Annotated in this window: 16 protein-coding genes; 12 read left to right on the forward strand and 4 right to left on the reverse strand. The window is 56.5% G+C overall.

The genetic code is table 11. The features are described from left to right. Positions 1–34 precede the first annotated feature (34 nt). The 4 genes from L6966_RS05440 to L6966_RS05455 are packed head-to-tail and all read left to right on the forward strand — an operon-like array spanning position 35 to position 3,422. Positions 35–826 (forward strand): 4'-phosphopantetheinyl transferase family protein, encoded by a 792-nt coding sequence (locus tag L6966_RS05440; protein WP_237225116.1) that lies wholly within the window; start codon positions 35–37, stop codon positions 824–826. A 60-nt stretch (positions 827–886) separates the two neighbouring features. Then, positions 887–1,543, forward strand: coding sequence for an isochorismatase family protein (locus tag L6966_RS05445; RefSeq protein ID WP_083092396.1), 657 nt, complete (start codon positions 887–889; stop codon positions 1,541–1,543). Further along, a complete protein-coding gene (locus tag L6966_RS05450; RefSeq protein WP_237225115.1) occupies positions 1,540–2,319 on the forward strand; it encodes an SDR family oxidoreductase in 780 nt (259 codons plus the stop codon). Before L6966_RS05445 ends, L6966_RS05450 begins: the two co-directional genes overlap by 4 nt. Continuing rightward, entirely contained in the window at positions 2,316–3,422 is a 1,107-nt protein-coding gene (locus L6966_RS05455) for an isochorismate synthase (RefSeq protein WP_083092392.1), read from the forward strand. The genes L6966_RS05450 and L6966_RS05455 overlap by 4 nt, the downstream gene beginning before the upstream one ends. Positions 3,423–3,451: 29 nt before the next feature. Here L6966_RS05455 and L6966_RS05460 read toward each other — a convergent pair whose 3' ends face one another. Together L6966_RS05460 and L6966_RS05465 are read right to left on the reverse strand one after the other, a co-directional pair. Next, a complete protein-coding gene (locus L6966_RS05460; RefSeq protein ID WP_237225114.1) occupies positions 3,452–4,687 on the reverse strand; it encodes an NRAMP family divalent metal transporter in 1,236 nt (411 codons plus the stop codon). 197 nt (positions 4,688–4,884) lie between these two features. Next, positions 4,885–5,940, reverse strand: a complete 1,056-nt coding sequence (locus L6966_RS05465; RefSeq protein WP_237225113.1) for a zinc-dependent alcohol dehydrogenase family protein — start codon at positions 5,938–5,940, stop codon at positions 4,885–4,887. Positions 5,941–6,158: 218 nt separating this feature from the next. Here L6966_RS05465 and L6966_RS05470 point away from each other — a divergent pair, with 218 nt between their 5' ends. From L6966_RS05470 to L6966_RS05480, 3 genes are all read left to right on the forward strand, one after another. Then, positions 6,159–6,479, forward strand: coding sequence for a putative quinol monooxygenase (locus tag L6966_RS05470; protein ID WP_237233039.1), 321 nt, complete (start codon positions 6,159–6,161; stop codon positions 6,477–6,479). A 261-nt stretch (positions 6,480–6,740) separates the two neighbouring features. Further along, positions 6,741–7,568, forward strand: a complete 828-nt coding sequence (locus L6966_RS05475) for an NUDIX hydrolase (protein ID WP_083092383.1) — start codon at positions 6,741–6,743, stop codon at positions 7,566–7,568. Next, positions 7,565–8,419 (forward strand): thermonuclease family protein, encoded by an 855-nt coding sequence (locus tag L6966_RS05480; RefSeq protein ID WP_083092381.1) that lies wholly within the window; start codon positions 7,565–7,567, stop codon positions 8,417–8,419. The genes L6966_RS05475 and L6966_RS05480 overlap by 4 nt, the downstream gene beginning before the upstream one ends. Before the next feature lie 78 nt (positions 8,420–8,497). Here the strand turns inward: L6966_RS05480 and L6966_RS05485 are convergent, their stop codons facing one another. Together L6966_RS05485 and L6966_RS05490 are read right to left on the reverse strand one after the other, a co-directional pair. Further along, a complete protein-coding gene (locus L6966_RS05485) occupies positions 8,498–9,367 on the reverse strand; it encodes a thermonuclease family protein (RefSeq protein ID WP_083092378.1) in 870 nt (289 codons plus the stop codon). A 182-nt stretch (positions 9,368–9,549) separates the two neighbouring features. Beyond that, positions 9,550–10,182: a superoxide dismutase gene (locus tag L6966_RS05490; protein ID WP_083092376.1), complete on the reverse strand. Its 633-nt coding sequence runs from the start codon at positions 10,180–10,182 to the stop codon at positions 9,550–9,552. Between the two features lie 334 nt (positions 10,183–10,516). Between L6966_RS05490 and L6966_RS05495 the strand changes: the two genes are divergently transcribed. From L6966_RS05495 to L6966_RS05515, 5 genes are all read left to right on the forward strand, one after another. Continuing rightward, positions 10,517–16,408 (forward strand): DUF6531 domain-containing protein, encoded by a 5,892-nt coding sequence (locus tag L6966_RS05495; protein WP_083092374.1) that lies wholly within the window; start codon positions 10,517–10,519, stop codon positions 16,406–16,408. Between the two features lie 63 nt (positions 16,409–16,471). Continuing rightward, the gene (locus tag L6966_RS05500; protein ID WP_083092372.1) at positions 16,472–16,867 is read left to right on the forward strand and encodes a hypothetical protein; all 396 of its coding nucleotides are present in this window, start codon (positions 16,472–16,474) and stop codon (positions 16,865–16,867) included. Between the two features lie 42 nt (positions 16,868–16,909). Next, the gene (locus L6966_RS05505) at positions 16,910–17,263 is read left to right on the forward strand and encodes a hypothetical protein (protein ID WP_143539184.1); all 354 of its coding nucleotides are present in this window, start codon (positions 16,910–16,912) and stop codon (positions 17,261–17,263) included. Positions 17,264–17,281: 18 nt separating this feature from the next. Then, complete coding sequence (locus L6966_RS05510) at positions 17,282–17,731, forward strand: hypothetical protein (RefSeq protein WP_237225110.1); 450 nt, start codon at positions 17,282–17,284, stop codon at positions 17,729–17,731. A 41-nt stretch (positions 17,732–17,772) separates the two neighbouring features. Next, the gene (locus L6966_RS05515) at positions 17,773–18,126 is read left to right on the forward strand and encodes a hypothetical protein (RefSeq protein WP_237225109.1); all 354 of its coding nucleotides are present in this window, start codon (positions 17,773–17,775) and stop codon (positions 18,124–18,126) included. Positions 18,127–18,137: the final 11 nt, after the last annotated feature.

An 18,137-nucleotide genomic window follows, 5' to 3' on the forward strand; every position in this document is an offset into this window, starting at 1 on the left:
AACATATAATTAAGTCTTACCTACAACAAGTTCTATGGCTACTACTTCACCACCCCAGTTCAATAGCATTTCCCAGCGCGCCACCACAGCCTCACGCACCGTCCCCCTGCGCACCCTCACCCGCTTCACCCTGCGAGGCTCGCACAAAGACCTTCCCGTCTTTATTGCCCCCAACACCCCCAAGAATCGCAACTCACTCTTCCTGGCACACCCACCAGACAGCAGCCTCGCCGCCGCCGAACTAGAACGAGCACGCACCATCCCACACAGCGAGCATCGGAACCACTGGCTTTTCTCCAGGGTCCTTCTCAAAACATTCCTTGCACAGATACTCGAGCGCACCATTACAGAAGTTCGCCTTCACCACTCACCCCTGGGTAAACCCCAGCTTGCGCACCTGTCATTTTCACTGTCTCACTGCCAGCAGTACACCGCCTTGGTTTTTGGGGGCCCTGAATGGTCTCTTGGAGTAGATATTGAGCAAGTCTGCTCACCAGCAACAGCGCAGTCCATACAGCCCTTTTTGCACCCGGATGAACAAAGGCAACTCGTGCTCGCAGGTACAGAGGGCGCACCCCACAATGTCACTCAACTCTGGTCGCGCAAAGAAGCCTTCCTCAAGGCCCTGGGCACGGGGTTGCTACGTGAACCTTCTCGTGACTTTCTAGGTACCATCGCCACCCCCGCACTCCCCGACGCACTCACAGGGGGGATTCTCGAAGACCTTACCCACCCCCACATCACTCACCACCGGGTAGCGCTCTGCGCCCTACCCGCCAGCACACTGCGTAACTTCCATCTTGAATTTAAGGACAAAGACCTTTAGCTTAGGTTAAACATAATTATTAATTAGGCAGACCTTACTATTGATTCTTGAAAGCTCCCCATGTTGCCCTCCATTGATTCCTACCGCCTCTCCACCTCGTCCCTACCTGCCAACAGAACACGGTGGCAACCAGACCCACACCAGGCGGTACTCCTGGTACACGATATGCAGAACCACTTCGTCCAAGCATTCGACAGAACCCCGCACAGTCAAATCACTCAAACCATCCGCAACATCCAACAACTCCACCGTATGGCAACCGACCTAGACATCCCCACCGTCTTTACCGCACAACCGCCCCAGCAAGACCCAGCAGATCGGCAACTCCTCACGGATTTCTGGGGCCCGGGCCTACAAGACCCGCACGCTGCACACATTATTCAGGAACTCACCCCCCACCCCAACGACACCGTGCTGACCAAATGGCGCTATTGCGCCTTCTACCGATCAGACCTAGAAGACCGAATGCGCAACCACGCTAAGACACAACTATGGATTACCGGCATCTACTCACACATCGGGTGCATGACAACCGCGCTATCAGCCTTTATGCGGGGCTTTCAAGTTTTCTTTATCGCAGACGCTCAAGCGGATTTTTCTGAAGAAAACCACCGGCAGGCCCTCACTTACGTTAGCCAACGCTGCGGCCAGGTTTTGCTCACCCGTGACATCATCACGGCAGCCAAACAGCATGAGGAGCAAGAAGCAATAGCATGAATCAGCCACCCTGCATCATCATCACCGGGGCTCGCGGCGGTATTGGCACCGCCACCCTAGCCCACTTTCTCTCTGTTCAAGAATTCGACCGCTACCACTTCCACGCCCTAGATATCACCCCACCCCCAAGAGACGCTCCTGGCTCCCGCGTCCACCACCACAGCGTCAATGTAGCTGACCAGCAGTGTGTAGAGCAGCTGGTGGCGACCATTCAAGAAAAATACCTCATTGCGGGAGCCGTCAACGGGGCAGGAGTACTAGCTCACGGACCAGCTCTCGACCTGAAAGAAGTCGATATGCAGCGCCTCATCGACGTCAACATCCGTGGAGTGATTAACGTGAGCCAGGCAGTTGCCCGCGCCATGATACAGCAAAGCCCCCAACCCATTGACTCACTCAGCAGGTCACTGCTCACCATTGCGTCAAACTCAGCGCCTGGCCCACGGGCATCGCTTGCAGCATATGGGGCATCCAAAGCATTTGCCTCCCACTACACACGTTCCTTGGGGCTAGAAATCGCCTCGGCGGGTATCCGCTGCAACGTTATCTGCCCCGGCACCACCAAGACATCCATGGTCAAGGCCATGTGGGGAGGCAAAGACCAATCTCAAAAAGCGATTGCTGGTAGCCCTGAACTGTACCGCCTCGGTATTCCACTACAAAGGATTGCCGACCCGGCAGATATCGCTCCCGCAGCTGTATTTCTCATGAGCCAAGATGCCCGCCACATCACACTTCAGGAACTCACGATTGACGGAGGAGCAACTCAGCGATGACCCCGGCACCAGAGAAAGTAACGCCCCTTTTTCAATTTGCTTCGCAGGGAAAGGTGCTGACTGTCGACACTGCCTGCGAACTACACGCGCCCATCACCCCGGAACTTATTTCAGATTTCCTGACCGCCGGGGCTGCACACAGGATTCTCTGTGGCATTATTCCCTTTGATACGCTCCAACCCAGCACCCTGTGGATCACAGACCAGTACCGCTGGGAGAGCTCCTCTGCAACCGAAAACCCAGTAGCTACCTCCACCACCCAGCGTAACGCAGCACCATCACGCAGTCACGATCAGCAATACCTCAGTGCAGTTGCCCACGCCCTGCAACTCATACCAAAGGCGGGCGTCCACAAAATCGTCCTTGCCCGGCAACAACACCTCAGCCACGCCCGGGGCATAGGTAGTGACGCCGCAGCACAGCACACCTTTACCCGCCTCCTCTCAGCCTGCCCCACCGCCGATGTTTTCAGAGCATACACCGGCCAAGAGACACATTGGGTAGGGGCGTCTCCCGAAGTCATTGCCGATGTTCAAGACCGCCGCTTCACTACTCACCCTCTAGCGGGTTCCCTACCCAAGGCAGTCGAACCCAGCCCTACACGGGCAACTTCACTACTGACCACATCAGAAAAGGACCTACGGGAGCATGCCTACGTAGTGGAGTACATCAGCGAAGTCCTCAAAAAGATAGGTCTCACCGACCTCAACATGCCAGACAAGCCCACCATCACAGAAACCGACAGCATGTGGCACCTGGGTACACCTATCGCCGCTACTACGAGCGAAGGGCTTTCCTCGCTTGATATCGCCCTAGCCCTGCACCCCACCCCCGCAGTAGCTGGTGTGCCACTTGAATCTGCGCTGAATTATATTTCTCAGCTTGAGCAGGAACCCAGGTCGTATTACAGCGGGCTCGTGGGGTGGATGGACGGCGAGGGCAACGGCCGCTGGTCTCTAGTATTGCGTTGCGCCCGCCACCGCCCCGACTGCACTACCCTTTTTGCTGGCGCCGGGATCGTTGCGGGTTCTCAACCAACACTGGAACTCCAAGAAACAGAAGCCAAGATGCAGACGGTTCTGCACGCTCTAAACGCAGCATAGCAGGTACCCCACAGCCCCAATGAGCTAATTTAGCTACCCCAAAGGGCAGCAATTCCGCTGAGAGACTTGTAGCCCAGGTAGATGGTCAGCAACCAGGAGGCCCAGCCAATAATGATGAGCCAGAGCGGGTACCTGTAGCTGCCAAGCAGGGTTTTGGAACGGAAGGTTGCCACGAACATGAGCACCGCAAAACCGACCGGTAGAATCAGGCCGTTGACCGCTCCCGCAACAATCAGCAGGGTAGCCGGTGCCTTACCGGCGATCACAAAGACGATGGTTGAGATAACGATAAAGCTGATGGTCAGGGCGTTCTTGACGGTGACCGAGGTCTTTGAACTGGTCAAGAAGGAGACCGAGGTGAAAGCCGCACCGATAACCGACGAGACAGCTGCGCCCCAGAGAATCAGCCCGAAGAGGCGGGTACCGATTTCACCGGCTGCGATGCCAAAGGCCTGACCGGCGATGGACTTATCGGTATCGAGGGCGACGCCGGTAGCTACCACGCCCAGAATGGCCAGGAAGAGTAGGAAGCGCATGACACCGGTGATGATGATGCCGGTGACCGAGGAGCGAGAGATGTCTCGCACGTACTCGGGGCCCTGAATACCTGCATCAATCATGCGGTGGGCGCCGGCGTAGGTGATGTAGCCGCCCACGGTGCCGCCCACCAGCGTCGTAATGACGGTAAAGTTGACTTCACTGGGTAGGACGGTATTTTTGAGGGCGTCACCTACCGGCGGGTTAGAAACAATAGCAACGTAAAGGGTCGCCAGAATCATGACGACGCCCAGGGCAACAACGATGCGATCTAGGGCCACGCCCGCGCGCTTGGAGATAAAGACGGCGATAGCCAGCACGGCTGTGATGATGCCGCCGGTAGTGGCATCCATACCCAGCATGGAATTAAGGCCCAGGCCACCTCCAGCCACGTTGCCAACGTTGAAAACAAAGCCACCGAGGGCAACCAGGACGGCCAGGAAGATGCCTAGGCCGGGTAGCACCGAGTTGGCGAGTTCTTGGGCTTTGCGGCCCGATACACCGATGACGCGCCAGACGTTAAGCTGCACGGCGATATCAATCAGGATTGACACCAGAATGGCAAAAGCGAAGGCTGCCCCCATCTGGTAGGTGAACTGGCCTGTCTGGGTGATGAAGCCGGGGCCAATGGCGCTGGTCGCCATGAGAAAGAGGGAGCCCAGCAGGGCGGCGCGGCGGCCCTTGGAGGCCTGGTCCTGGGCGGTGACAGGGGCGCGGGTGTCTGCCATGTCTCTCCTTGGGTTGTGGGAGCACGCGGGCCACATTGCCTCACTGCGTGCTGGGTTATAGACCCAGATTACATCTTGTTGAACAATCAGGGCTCAGGCCGCGCTGAAACTTATTTGACAACCCCTTCACAAGCCCCAGGCTCGCGCTCGGTACAAGTTTTGAGCCGGGGCCAGGGCTACTTGAATGGGTCTTATGGCTACTGGCTTCGTGAGATAACCACCTTCACAGCATTGTTTTCCGCTGCATTGGAGAAAAGATCATAGGCCTCTTCGAACTGATCAAAAGTGAAGTGGTGGGTAGCCATAGCCTTGGCCTTCAGGCGGCCCGAGCGCACCATATTCAGCAGGTTCTCCACGGTGTTGCAGTTAACCAGGCCCATGTTGATGGAGACATTAGAAATCCACATGTCCTGGATAGGTAGCTCTACAGCTTTGCCGTGTACTCCAGCATTAGCGATGGTACCGTAGGGGCGAACGATGTCGGTGCATGTCTTGAAGGTTGCGGGTATTCCTACAGCCTCAATGGCAACATCAACACCCAGGCCGTCGTGTGAGAGGGCCTTAATCTTCTCTACCGCATCGGGGTCACCCGCGTTGATTTTGTGAGTGGCACCGAGTTCGAGGGCCTTGTTCATGCGGTTTTCGTCCATATCGACGGTAATGACGGTGCCAGCGCCTGCCAGGTTGGCGGTCATAATGGCGCCGAGGCCTACGGGGCCCGCACCGATGACTGCGACGGTGTCGCCGGGCTTGGTACGGCCGTTGAGGATTCCAATTTCGAAGCCGGTGGGTAGGGCGTCGGTTAGGAACAGGACGTCCTCGTCAGATAAGCCTTCGGGAACTCTGTGCAGGGAGGTTTCAGCGAAAGGGATACGCACATATTCAGCCTGGGTGCCGTCGATGAGGTGGCCAAAGATCCAGCCAATGCCACCAACGGTCTGGCAGTGTGAGTACTGGCCTTTTTTACAGTAGGAGCATTTTCCGCAGTTGGTAACGGCGGGAATGATAACGCGGTCTCCCACTTGTAGTTCGGTGACGGCGGATCCAACTTCGGTGATGGTGCCGATGGCCTCGTGGCCGAGAATACGGCCGGGCTCAACGGCGGGTACGTCTCCCTTGAGTATATGCAGGTCTGTACCACAGATGGTGGTGGTATCGACCTGGGCAATGACGTCGGTAGGTTCCAGAATGGTGGGCTCGGGGACTTCGTCCCAGCTACGTTTGCCGGGGCCGTGGTAGACGAGTGCTTTCATGGGATGTTCTCCTTTAGGCAGTCTTTTACAGAACAGGTGTTTATGACTTAGGTCACCACTATACTCTGCTTGTCGGAGTGTTCCACATTACTTTCCTGTGTGAGGCTGTGTGAGGTGCAGGGCACCGCAAGAATGGGTAGGCTCTTGCTACATCTTGCATTTTTGTGGGGCTCTCGCAAAGATGGAAAGTGCACTGTTTTCTATGGAGAGGGATTGATGTGATTTTCATTGTTGTGAAGTATCGGGTTAGGGGCGGCGACCGCGAGGGTTTTCTTACTGCGGCCCGTGAGTTCACTGAGGCTACCCGTGCCGAGCCGGGTAATAAGTGGTTTGAGTGGTCGCTGAGTGTTGAGGACCCTCATGAGGTTGTTCTGGTTGAGGCTTTTGAGGACGACGCCGCGGCAGCTCACGTGGAGTCAGACCACTTTGCCAAGGGATTGGAGACCATGAAGCCCTGGCTGACCGAAACTCCTAAGATTATTTCCCGCACTATCGACGGCAACGACTGGGATGAAATGGGAGAGCTGAAAATTTCGTAGCTTGCGGAGAAATTTTCAGCTCGACCGAAGGGATGAAGCAGGCGGGTGCGAGCGCGCGAGCACGCAAGAGCCTGCTGAATCAGCCGAGCCTGTGAGGCTGGAAAATTTCGTAGCTGGCGAATCGGCGGAGCCTGCGGAGCCGCTAAGCGCAACAAGGCGACCGAGCGCGAGGAGTTTGTAGCTTTTTGTTTGACTAGAATAGGTTGAGTAGCCCCGTTATGGGGACTGTTTGACTTTTTCTAGTACCTGACAGGGGTCCTTATGACTTTGCCGAATGCCGCCCAGGGCCGTCACGAAGAGCACCTTGATGCTGACCATACGTCGGTTTCGTTGGCGGTTTCTACGGTGATCCTGGCTTTACGCCGCAAGGAGGGCGAGTCACATCATTCACTGTGGCTGCCTCTGGTGCGGCGGTTGCGTGAACCTTATAAGGGTCAGTGGGCGTTACCTGGGGGGCCTTTGCAACCTGATTTGTCGTTGGAGGAGGCGGCTGGCTTCACCCTCAAGCGCGCGACCGGCCTGGTGCCGGGTTATCTGGAGCAGCTCTATGCTTTTGGTGATGTGCACCGTACTCCCGACTATAAGCTTATGCGTGAGGGCGGTTCTTTGCCGGTGCCGTCCGAGGAGAATGAGCATGAGCGTGTGGTTTCGGTGATTTATTGGGCTTCTATCCCGCAGACTGAGGTGAACCGTACCCGCGTTCATGAGAATATCCGCTGGTTCCCTGTTGACGAGCTGCCGATTTTGGCTTTTGACCACAATGAAATTGTGGAGTATGCCCTCTACCGTCTGCAGAATAAGGTGGAGTATTCGCGTATCGCTCATTCTTTTTTGGGTGAGGAGTTCACCTTGGCACAGTTGCGTGAGGTGTATGAGGCGATTTTGGGCAGGCCTCTTGATCCGGCTAATTTTCGCCGGCAGATTGCTGCGTCTAAGTCAATTATTGATACCGGCCGCCGTGTGGAGGGTACCCGTCATCGCCCGCCTAGGCTCTACCGTTACAACCATTCGCGGGCTTTCGCTGATCAGGGCCCGCTTGGCATGTACCGCGAGGCGGCCTATAGGGCAGAACAGGGGAATCTGTCGTGAAGCGTTTGGTGCCTTTCGTTGCCGTTGCCGCCCTTGCTTTGAGCGGGTGTGGGCAGGGCGGTAGCTCTTCTGTGGAGGCTACGCCTGCTGTGACGTATACCGATGGTATGGCCGCGACTGTGGTGGCCGTTGACTCGGCCAATACCTTTACCGCTGACTTTGGTGGTACTCAAAAGCAGGTTCGCCTTATTAACGTTGCTGCGCCCTCGCCGAACGGTGTGGCTAATTCTAGTAGCTGTTTGGTTGATGAGTCGAAGAACCTTTTGGTCGAGAAGCTGCCTGTGGGTACCCAGGTGACCCTGAATTTTGATGAGACTCAGCGTGGGTCAACCGGCTATGTTGAGGCTGCCGTGTATGCAGGTGACGCTTTCATTAATCGCGAGATGGCACGCGCTGGCATGGTTGCGACCACTTTCACCACGGCTGAGGACGAGTTCTACGGTGAGATTTCGCAGGCTCAGCAGGAGGCTGCGAGTGACGGTGTGGGGCTCTACTCAAAGGGCGTTGAGTGTACTATTCCTGCGCAGCTTGAGGCGCAACGGGTTAGGGTTGAGGAGGCCCGCACCTGGCAGGTGGATCTTTCACCCGATGCGTCTGCTGAAGACAAGCAGCGTGAGACTGAGCGGCAGGATATCTACCGGGAGGCCTCTGCTTTACACAGGGAGCTGGAAGGGCAGGTGCAGGCCCCTGCCCAGTGGGTGGGTTCGATTGTCACCCTGGACGCTGTGAGCGACCAGTTGAAAGATTTGCGTGAGCTTCTGGGTGATGACTTCTACTCTGATAATGGCTCGAGTGTGAATCAGCAGAAGAAGGCTGAGACTGAGGCAACTCCGGTCCGCCCGGGTTCCTGACTAGTCGCCGGGAGTCAGCCGCTGGCACTTTCATCGCCGGAGGGAGAGTCGCTGGTCTCGTCGCGGTCAGCCGGTACGCTAGTGGGGGGGCGGGTGCCTCTCAGGGCTGGCGTCTTGAGAGTCTTCCTCATGTTGGGCCCGTTCCCGTTCAGCCTCTTCAGCAACGGAGTAGGCCACGCGCTTACTATCGGCTGCGCGGGTGAGGGCATCGGCTAGTACGGTGACGGAGTGGGTCCCGCTGATGGAGGCAAGGAGGGGGAACTCGGGGTTGTTCTCGTACCTAGCGAGGGCGGTAGAGAGCGCGTCAGCGGCTTGGAGGGGGTCTTTGAGGTCAAGGCCTTGGGCTTCGTTGATACTGGTCAGGGTTGTGGTGAGGCGGGCTGGCAGGGTGCAGGGAGCGTTCCTACTGTAAAGCCCGTTCTGATTTTGATCAGCCTCAGCTTGGGCGGCAGTCACTTCTTCGGCAAGCAGGCCGCTGCGGCTGCTATCGGCGGTGCCGTAGCCTGCGCGGGCCATTTCGGCATTGACCAGTCTGCCGTCGGGCAGGGTGATTCCGGCGTAGGTGGTGGCTGGGGTTGCACCGTCGGGGGTAGGCCCTTTGCCCAGGGCGGGGTCGTAGGTGAGGGTGACGGGGGTGCCTATGGGGAGCATACGCCCCAGGTATTCGGCGGCTTCGGGCGCCAGGCAGTGCATGTCTTCGTTGTCGTGTTTGGCTTGCGGTGTGGCTAGGCCGAGCAGGTCGACGTAGATGGTCGTGCCGTCACGGTCGATTTTAACGGTGTCGGCGTCGAGCACGCCCAGAACCCGTGTGGTTTCAGCCCCGGCGGTCGAGGTGTTTTCTGCCTCCGGTTGCGACTCGGTTGATGTGTTGCCCAATAGGCCGCACCCGGTGAGGGCGAGGACGCTAGCGGCCAGGGCGGCGGGTAGGGTGAGGCGTTGCGGGCGCATGGGGTACTCCTTTGTATTGCCCCTAATACTAGCGGCAGGTGGGGGCTCTGCCCAGAGTAGCCCGCCTGTATGACGAATCCTGATACCCGCCCCTACCGCGCAGAAAGCCGGGTGCTGGCGTCCGCTCTGATGAGAAGGACGCCAGCACCCGGCTTGACCTGTCACGTTAGGTGTGTGAAGGCTTAGGCCTCGGGGATGACCAGACCCTGGGTCTGGGAGACGGCGCGGTCGAAGCGGGCTGCTACGTCTTCCCAGTTGACGATGTTCCAGAAGGCCTTGACGTAGTCAGCCTTAACGTTCTGGTAGTCCAGGTAGAAGGCGTGCTCCCACATGTCCAGTTGCAGAACGGGAATCAGGGCTACGGAGATATTGCCCTGCTGATCGTAGAGCTGCTCGATAATCAGGCGCTTACCCACGGTGTCCCAGGCCAGAATAGCCCAGCCGGAGCCCTGGATGGTGAGGGCTACGTTTTCGAAGTGGGCGCGGAAGCCGTCGAAGGAGCCGAAGTCATTGTCGATAGCTGCTGCCAGCTCGCCGACGGGCTTGTCGCCGCCCTCGGGGGAGAGGTTCTTCCAGAAGATGGAGTGGTTGGTGTGGCCTCCCAGGTTGAAGGCTAGGTCTTTGGAGAGCTTGCCGATGTTGGCGAAGTCGCCCTTCTCGCGGGCTTCTTCCATCTTCTCCAGAGCGGTGTTGGCACCGCCTACGTAGGTGGCGTGGTGCTTGGAGTGGTGTAGCTCCATGATGCGAGCGGAGATGTGGGGCTCGAGGGCTGCGTAGTCGTAGTCGAGTTCAGGCAGAACGTACTTTTCTGACATGGTGTTCCTTTCGTTGAAGGCCCCTTCTTTGGGTCTTTCTGGGTTTAACTCTACACACTTGTGCCCTGTGGGTCACGGGAGGTTACTTGATAAGTCGCCTTGTTTGCACTGATGCCCCTGCCCCACCTAATCTTAAGACCAAGACCGAACTCGAAGAACTCCAGCAGCAACTACAGATCTCCCAGAACAGTTTCGCTACAGGAGGCACCTAGCCACTATTCCGCACGCACCAGGAGCTTACTACACTCCCAATGCGGCAGACGGCAAGCCCCTCACTGGTGCCCCTCCCACACCCTTCTCAAAATAACCAACCGATAAGGCAGTAGTTCTCACCATGAGCGATATCAACATCCAATTCAATCGTGACACCGCAGAAGAAGTGCGCCAGCTTTTCACCCATGCGTCAGACACTGCCTCAGAACAAGTACCCCAAAGAAGAACCACATCAGAAGCGATGCTTCAAGACTTCAAAGGCCCCTATGCGAGGACCTACGAAGCCAATGTTGAGGTAATCCGCCAGGATTTAAGTAATTTTTCTGCTGCTTTTGAGCAAATTGCTTCCATGCTCGGGATGGCCATTGACGCCTACGACCAGCAAATGCGAGACATTGCCAACAAAGGCTTCTGGGAAATGAGCGCAGAAGAAAAGTGGGAATTCGTGAAGGATCTTTTTGGCGATACTGGAGCGCCACCAGCTCCAGCTATCCTTTCCTCAGCTCAGCCACCCTCAACTAGCCCTAAAAATACTGAACCTACCGCCGCACATGTTACGGACGTGGTTTCTGCTATCCCGCAAGCGATTAAAGATGGGGTATCACAGCATGAGAGGTACGACGAAACACTCTCAGAGCTAGTAACTTCTTTAAGAGGTGGGTTAGAACGTTTTAGTCGAGAGTGCGCCTGGGTTAGTATCTCTGATTCTGGCGTCATTGACGCACTCGTTCGCTGGCTTGAAGATAATACCAACGAATACGCTTGGCTAAGGCGTATTGCAGAAAAGCTTGAGGCTATATCCGGTGACCCCAACCAGGTCTCCGCTTTGCCTTATGCTGCTCTAGAAGCAGCAATAGGGCCGGCCGCAACCCGCACTCCTCTGGCCATCGACTCCCCCACGATTCAAGGCACCGAAGCATCGGCGGGCTATATCGGCGACCCCGTCAACGCAGCCACCGGTAATTTCATCGAACCAGAAACCGATCTCACTTACACCGAATCAGCCTCTACCCTAACTTTCACCCGCATGTACAACGCCCTCAACCCCACACCGGGGGTCTTCGGCGTCGGCTGGTCGTCTCCCCTTGACAGCCGTCTGATTCTCACCGACGAAAACGCAACCTGGGTCAAAGACGACGGTCAGCATCTGGTTTTCCCCCGAGCAGGTGCAGGCTGGGATCGGGCGCATCTACACCCTCTTTGGCTCACCACCGAAAACCCCAGCAATCTCCCCATCGCCCTGCCCCAGGAGCACAGCCACCACACCCAGCTCCTGGTAATCCGTGATAACACCGGAGCTCTCTGGGTCTTCTCCCCCACCGGTGCCTACCTAGCCCACGCCGCCACCACCGGTGACGCCGTCACCATGCATTACAGCCCCCAAGGACTCATCAGCCGCATCGCCCATACCCGCGGGCGTTACCTTGACATCGAATACGCAGGCGGGCACGTAGCCTATATCCAAGGGCATGAGGGCAGCCGGGTGGAGTACAGTTACGACGACTCAGGGAAACTCACCGGTGCCCGCACCGCAGCAGGTACCCGCCACTACACCTATAACCCTCAAGGGCTCATCAGTGCCGTCACCGCCGCTGATGGAACTGTGGAAGTTGAGAACCTCTACGACAACCAAAACCGAGTACGTTCACAGCACTACCCCCACGGGCTCACACGCAACTACTCGTATCTCTCAAGCGGCGTCACGCTGGTCACCAATCAGGACGGCAGCCATGCCAACACCTGGATTTCCGATCATCACGGCCGCCTCGTCGGTATGATTGACGCTCATCAAAACCGCCAAACCATGGCCTACGATACCTTCAATAACCGGGTCTCAATCACTGAACGTGACGGAGCGACCACCACCCGGCTTTTCAATCAGCGCGGCCTGCTCACCCGCGAAGTCACCCCTGAAGGGGCTGATATTACCTGTGAGTATGATCAGCATGACCGGCTCACAACGCTGATAACAGCTAACGGCTCTGTTATCTCTTACCAATACGCCGATACAACCGGTGCCGAACGCAACCCTTCAGTGCTCGTTGATGCCCTCGGTGGGCACACACAGCTGACCTGGGACGAGGGCCTACTGATGTCTATGACCGGCCCTACCGGCGTCAGTGTTTCCTGCGCCTATAATGCTTTCGGCGAACTCATATCAATCACCAACGCAGCCGGTGACACAACACAATGTGAACGTGACGCAAGCGGCCGCATCATTGCTCTCATCACCCCGCTAGGGCTGACTACCAGGTTCACCTACGACGCCGCTGGCAACCTACTCTCTCGCACCGAACCAGACGGATCTACCTGGAATTTCACCTACCTTACCGGCGGGCGCCTACACACCGTCACCGACCCTACCGGTGCAAGCACAACCTACGAATACAACACCGCTGGTGATATCGCCCAGATCGTTGACCCTCTAGGGCGCGTCACTGCCCACGGTTTCGACACCATGGGCAACCTGACCTCACTCACCGACCCGGCAGGCGCTACTTGGTCGCTGGTCTATGACCAGCTCATGCAGAATACTGCCCTGATTGACCCCCTGGGAAATACCTGGCGCAGAGAGTTCACGGTTAATGGTGACCTGGCTGCCGTCATCGACCCTACTGGGCAGCGCACCACCGCGCGCACCAAGCGCCACTCCGGCATCCAAGAGATTACCGATGCTTTTGGCACCCATACCACCACTTTTGATGCCTACGGCAGACCGGTCAAGCAGACCTCTGCTGACGGGTCAGAAGAAATGTACACCTACGACGCTGCCGGTCATGTGGTAGAAATTCTGGACGGTGAAGGGCACCTGACTGCGCTCACCAGGGACGCTCGCGGTGAAATCACCAGCATCACCTCACCTGAGGGGAGGGCCACCACCTTCACCTATGATGAGTGCGGCCGCCCCTCCACCATGACCGACCCGACCGGGGTGGTCACCGCCCTTGAGTACGATGCCGACTCCCGGGTGATTGCACGCACAAGCAGTGCCGGTGCGCGTGAAGAAATCATCTACGACCGGGCCTCCCGGGTGGTTGCCCAGCGAACCAATACGGGTCTGGCCCGTTATGGGTATGATGCCTGCGGGCGCCTGATTTTTGCGTTTGATCAGCAGTTCGGCACCCGCCGTTTTGCTTATGATGCGGCCGGTCAGCTGGTGTGCGCAACCAATGGTCTAGGGGGTAAGACTCGCTATACCTATACTCTTACTGGGCAGGTTGCACGTATGACCGCTCCCAACGGTGCGGTGACTTCTTATGAGTATGATGCGGCCGGTCAGCTGCTTGCCACGGTGGATGCTCTGGGGCGGCGCAGCACCGCCTCCTATGATGCCGCTGGTAGGGTGCTGGCAAGGACCAGCCCTGACGGGGATCAGCTGACCTACACCTATGATCGGGGTTTGCTGGCGACCCTGCGGTTTAATCAGCAACTGCTTGCTCGAATTGAGCGGGATGCGCCCTCTCGCAGAACCCAGATTTTTGACTATACCTGCACCGGTACCTCGCTAGTCGATGAGCATACCGGCACCCCGGTGGTGCATACGCTCATCAATGACCGGTTAGGGCGGTTGGTTGAGCACTCTACTGCTGGTGGTCATGCCGGTGAGGGGCACCGGGTGCGCATCTCTTATACTGCCGATGGTAACCGTTCGGCGGTGGACGTTGATGGGGCGGTGACCGAGTATTCTTACGATCAGGGCACGGGCTTGCTGACCTCACTCATGCGTGGTGTAGCTACCCCCGGTGGTGAAGGTGAGCAGGGTTCGCTGGCTGATGAGGCTCTCACCTATCATTACGATCAGAAGGCCTGCCTGCGGCAGATTACTGATTCTACTGGTGCGCTGGTGCGTAGTTTTGATACGGTGCCGACAGTCGCCAGGGTTGAGGAGGGCACCGGGCAGGCCGCTGTGGGTGTGACTACAGTTGCTGGGTCTGCTAGCGGCGCTGAGACCGCTGCCGATCAGGCCTCCTACAGGGCTGATGGGGGTTGGGCCGCTATTGAACACCGCGTAGGTGGTAGCGGTGAGAAGATGACCACCACAACCTACTACAATGCTGAGGGTTTGGTCGTTGGTGTGGACGATGCAGCTGATGGGTTGCGTTTGTTTACCTATGATGGGGCCCACCAGCTGGTTGCTGTGACTACGGATGAGGGTGTGCATACTTTCACCTACGATGAAGCCGGGTTTCTCGTTGGTGAGTGCACTGCTGCGGGTGTGGAGCGGGAGTATTCCTATGACGCTGCTGGTCAGTTGGTACGCCTTGTGGATTCTGAGGCTGGTGTCTCTGAGTTTGTGTATGACGGGCTGGGCCGTCGGGTTCAACACACTAGCGGTGATGGTGTGACCAGAAATTATGCTTATTCGCCGGTGGGTTTGTTGGCTGAAGTCACCACCACAACTGGTGAGGGTGCTGCTGGTGCGAGTGCCGGTGGTGTTTCTTCTACAGTGCGTTTGTGGAATGATGCTTTGGGTCTGGTGGCTGCTGTGGCGAGCGCTGAGGGTGTTTCTGCCGATGGCCTTGATTCTTCTACCGCTTGCCCTTTGGTGTGGGATCCGGTTGCGCTTCTGCCTACTCTTATGCAGATGGGTGGAACTGCGCTTTCCTTGAAGACTGTGGCCTCCTTGGATCTAGTGGGGTCACGTGGGGTGGATCCTTTTGGTCTTTCTCCGGTGGTGCAGGCTCCTGTTGCTAGTAGCGACACCCTAAACCTACCCTCTAGCGCCACCGGTTTGACCGCCGCTGGGTCCTTGCAGGTAGCGGGGCTAGAGGTTCTGGGTGTGCGCGCCTATGATCCAGCTACTCGTGGATTCCTCACCCCTGACCCCCTCACCTCCCCGACCGGCGCCGGATGGGCCACTAACGTCTACGCCTTCATGGGGAACGCCCCTGCAGGGCTGGTGGACCCCTGGGGGCTCTCACCCATGACAGCAGCCGAATTCCGACAATACCACCAAGAACAGACACGAAACCGCTCATGGACACGCCTCTACAATGAAGCAGAACAATTCCTCAACGACCACGCCTGGCTCGTCACAGCTGTCACCGTTGTAGCAGCTATCGGCCTCCTAGCCAGCGGCCCACTAGGGTGGGTCGGCATGGCAACAGTAGCTGGCCTGCTCTCCTTCGGCACCTCAGTCGCCGGGCAAAAAATCTTCAGCGGGCACGTGAGCCTCAAGACATCTCTCATTGATGGTGCTGTTGGTTTTGCTGCCGGCGGCGTAGGAAGGCTAGCCAGTATGGGATTCTCAGCTTTTGGGTCATCAAAAGTGGGGACCGCCATGATTAATAGCGGGACAGCGACCAAGGTAGGAGCGGCGTTTTCTTCAGCCCGCTCTGGCCTCTCAGGCACCTGGGGGTCAGTACGTTCTGCAATAGCCCCGGTAGCATCCCGGGCCACTTCTACTCTTGCCCCGCTCACCTCACGGGTTTCATCCTTGACCGCTCCTGTGGCCGCCAGGTTCCAACCTGCTCTAGGTACCATGGGCCAGTGGGGGCAGAATATTGCTGGGCAGTACACCGGTAGAGGGGTTCTTGACCAGGCGGTTGAGGGTTCGGTTGCTGGTGCTGTGAATAATGCCGGTGGGTATTGGTTGAACGCTGAGAATGGGTATAGGCCGACGCTGGAAGGTGGTGTGCATGCTGCTGGTGTTGGGTTTGGTTTGGGGGCCTTAGCACCGGGAGTCTCAGGTAGTATTACTAGCAATCCCGGGTTATCTCCAGTATGGCGTTCTGTAAATCAACGAGGTGTCGATTTTGTTGCTGGTGGCACGAATTATTTGTTGTCTCCGAGTAATGATAATGAGGCAAAAGATCCCCAAAAATTTGTAGAGGAGGGTTTTAAGAACTCCCTTGCTGGTGCTGCCTCCTCGTCGGGCAAGTGGGCAGCCGATACATCAGATGCGGCCATCAATCAGGCGATACCACATCACATGCAGGGTGTGGAGGTTTCCCGCCGCGAGTTTATCAATGGCCAGTGGGTTTCTGGGCAGCCAAACTCGGATCATGAATAACCACGCGAGATAAATAGACATCAAAAGTGTTTGTAAACATATTTACATACGAAAGGTTATAATATGAAGAGTTCGACCCCGAAAAAGAAGAGATTTCGCGGATCCGCCATTATTGCTAACTTTTTTGGAATTGTACTTATCGGTGCAATTGTCTACTACGTTCTTGATATGAATTTTTATCGCACGGTTGACTGCACCGTTACCAGCGCAGAAGCCGTCAGCGGCGGCGGCGGAGTACGCACCTCCAGCTCACGCCAAAGCATCAACACCGAAACCGAAGAATGCGGACTAATAGTCTTCACCAAGATACAAAACGAAGGGTTTGCTACCGCACAGGATTTAGCAGACGAACTCAATAGACATAAAGGCGAAACCCTAACCTTCCGAGTCAGCTACTTACACCTAGGTCATTACACTGCTCGTGCTGTGGAGCTTGAAGGGCACCCCATACGGGATTAGGATGCATCCTCTATTTGTCTTTGAGGGGCCTTAGCGCCGGGAGTGAGCGGTGCCATTAGTAACACCCCTGGTTTATCACCTGCGCGTCAGGTAGTTTTGAATCGGAGCAGTGATTTTGGTTTAGGTGGCACGAACTACTTACTGTCTCCAAGCAATGATAATGAGGAAAAGACACCTCGTAAATTTGTAGAGGAAGGTTTTAAGAACTCCCTTGCTGGTGCCGCCTCCTCGTCGGGCAAGTGGGCAGCCGATACATCAGATGCAGCCATTAATCAGGCGATACCAAATCACATGCAAGGTGTAGACGTTTCCCGCCGCGATGTTCTTTCTGGCAATACACCGGCCGCTCCTGCCTCTGATGGGGATGCTCAGGGGTATGATCAAAGACGTTACTAGGTTGTCAGGAGGGTAGTTGTGATGGGTGGTAGAGAGTTTGACCAGGATCGAGCTGGTGCTGACCAGGGGGCAGCTCATAAAGCCAAGTCAAATGCCTTGAGTCCACGTGGACAAAAAATCGGGAAAATATCCCTTGTGGCTATCGCGGTTTTGGTAATTGGTTATTATATTTTCGATTTAAACTTCTATCGCACAATCGACTGCACCGTCACCAGCGCAGAAGCTTCGGGAGGGGGCGGTGGTTTGCGCTCCGCTGGATCCTATCAAAGAGCATATATTCAAACCGAAGAGTGCGGTGAAATTATATTCGTAGAAATGCAGAATGAAGGGTTTACTACCACACAAGATTTAGCAGACGAACTCAATAGGCATAAGGGTGAAACATTAACATTTCGAGTGAGTTACCTCGATTTTGGCAACTATGAGGCTCGTGCTGTGGAGCTTGAAGGGCACCCCATACGGGATTAGGGTGCACCCTCTTTTGTCTTTGAGGGGCCTTAGCGCCGGGAGTGAGCGGTGGAACCACTCAGCATTTAGGAGTTACAGGACTTCCAAAGATTGGTGTTGATAGAGGACTTGATTTTGTTGCTGGTGGCACGAACTATTTACTGTCTCCAAGCAATGATAATGAGGAAAAGACACCTCGTAAATTTGTAGAGGAGGGTTTTAAGAACTCCCTTGCTGGTGCCGCCTCCTCGTCGGGCAAGTGGGCAGCCGATACATCAGATGCGGCCATTAATCAGGCGATACCAAATCACATGCAAGGTGTAGACGTTTCCCGCCGTGATGTTCTTTCTGGTCATGTGCCTGCTGCTCCTGTCTCTGGTGGGGATGCTCAGGGGTATGATCAAAGACGTTACTAGGTTGTCAGGAG

It is taken from the genome of Rothia nasisuis (genome assembly GCF_928381405.1).
Classification (GTDB): domain Bacteria; phylum Actinomycetota; class Actinomycetes; order Actinomycetales; family Micrococcaceae; genus Rothia; species Rothia nasisuis.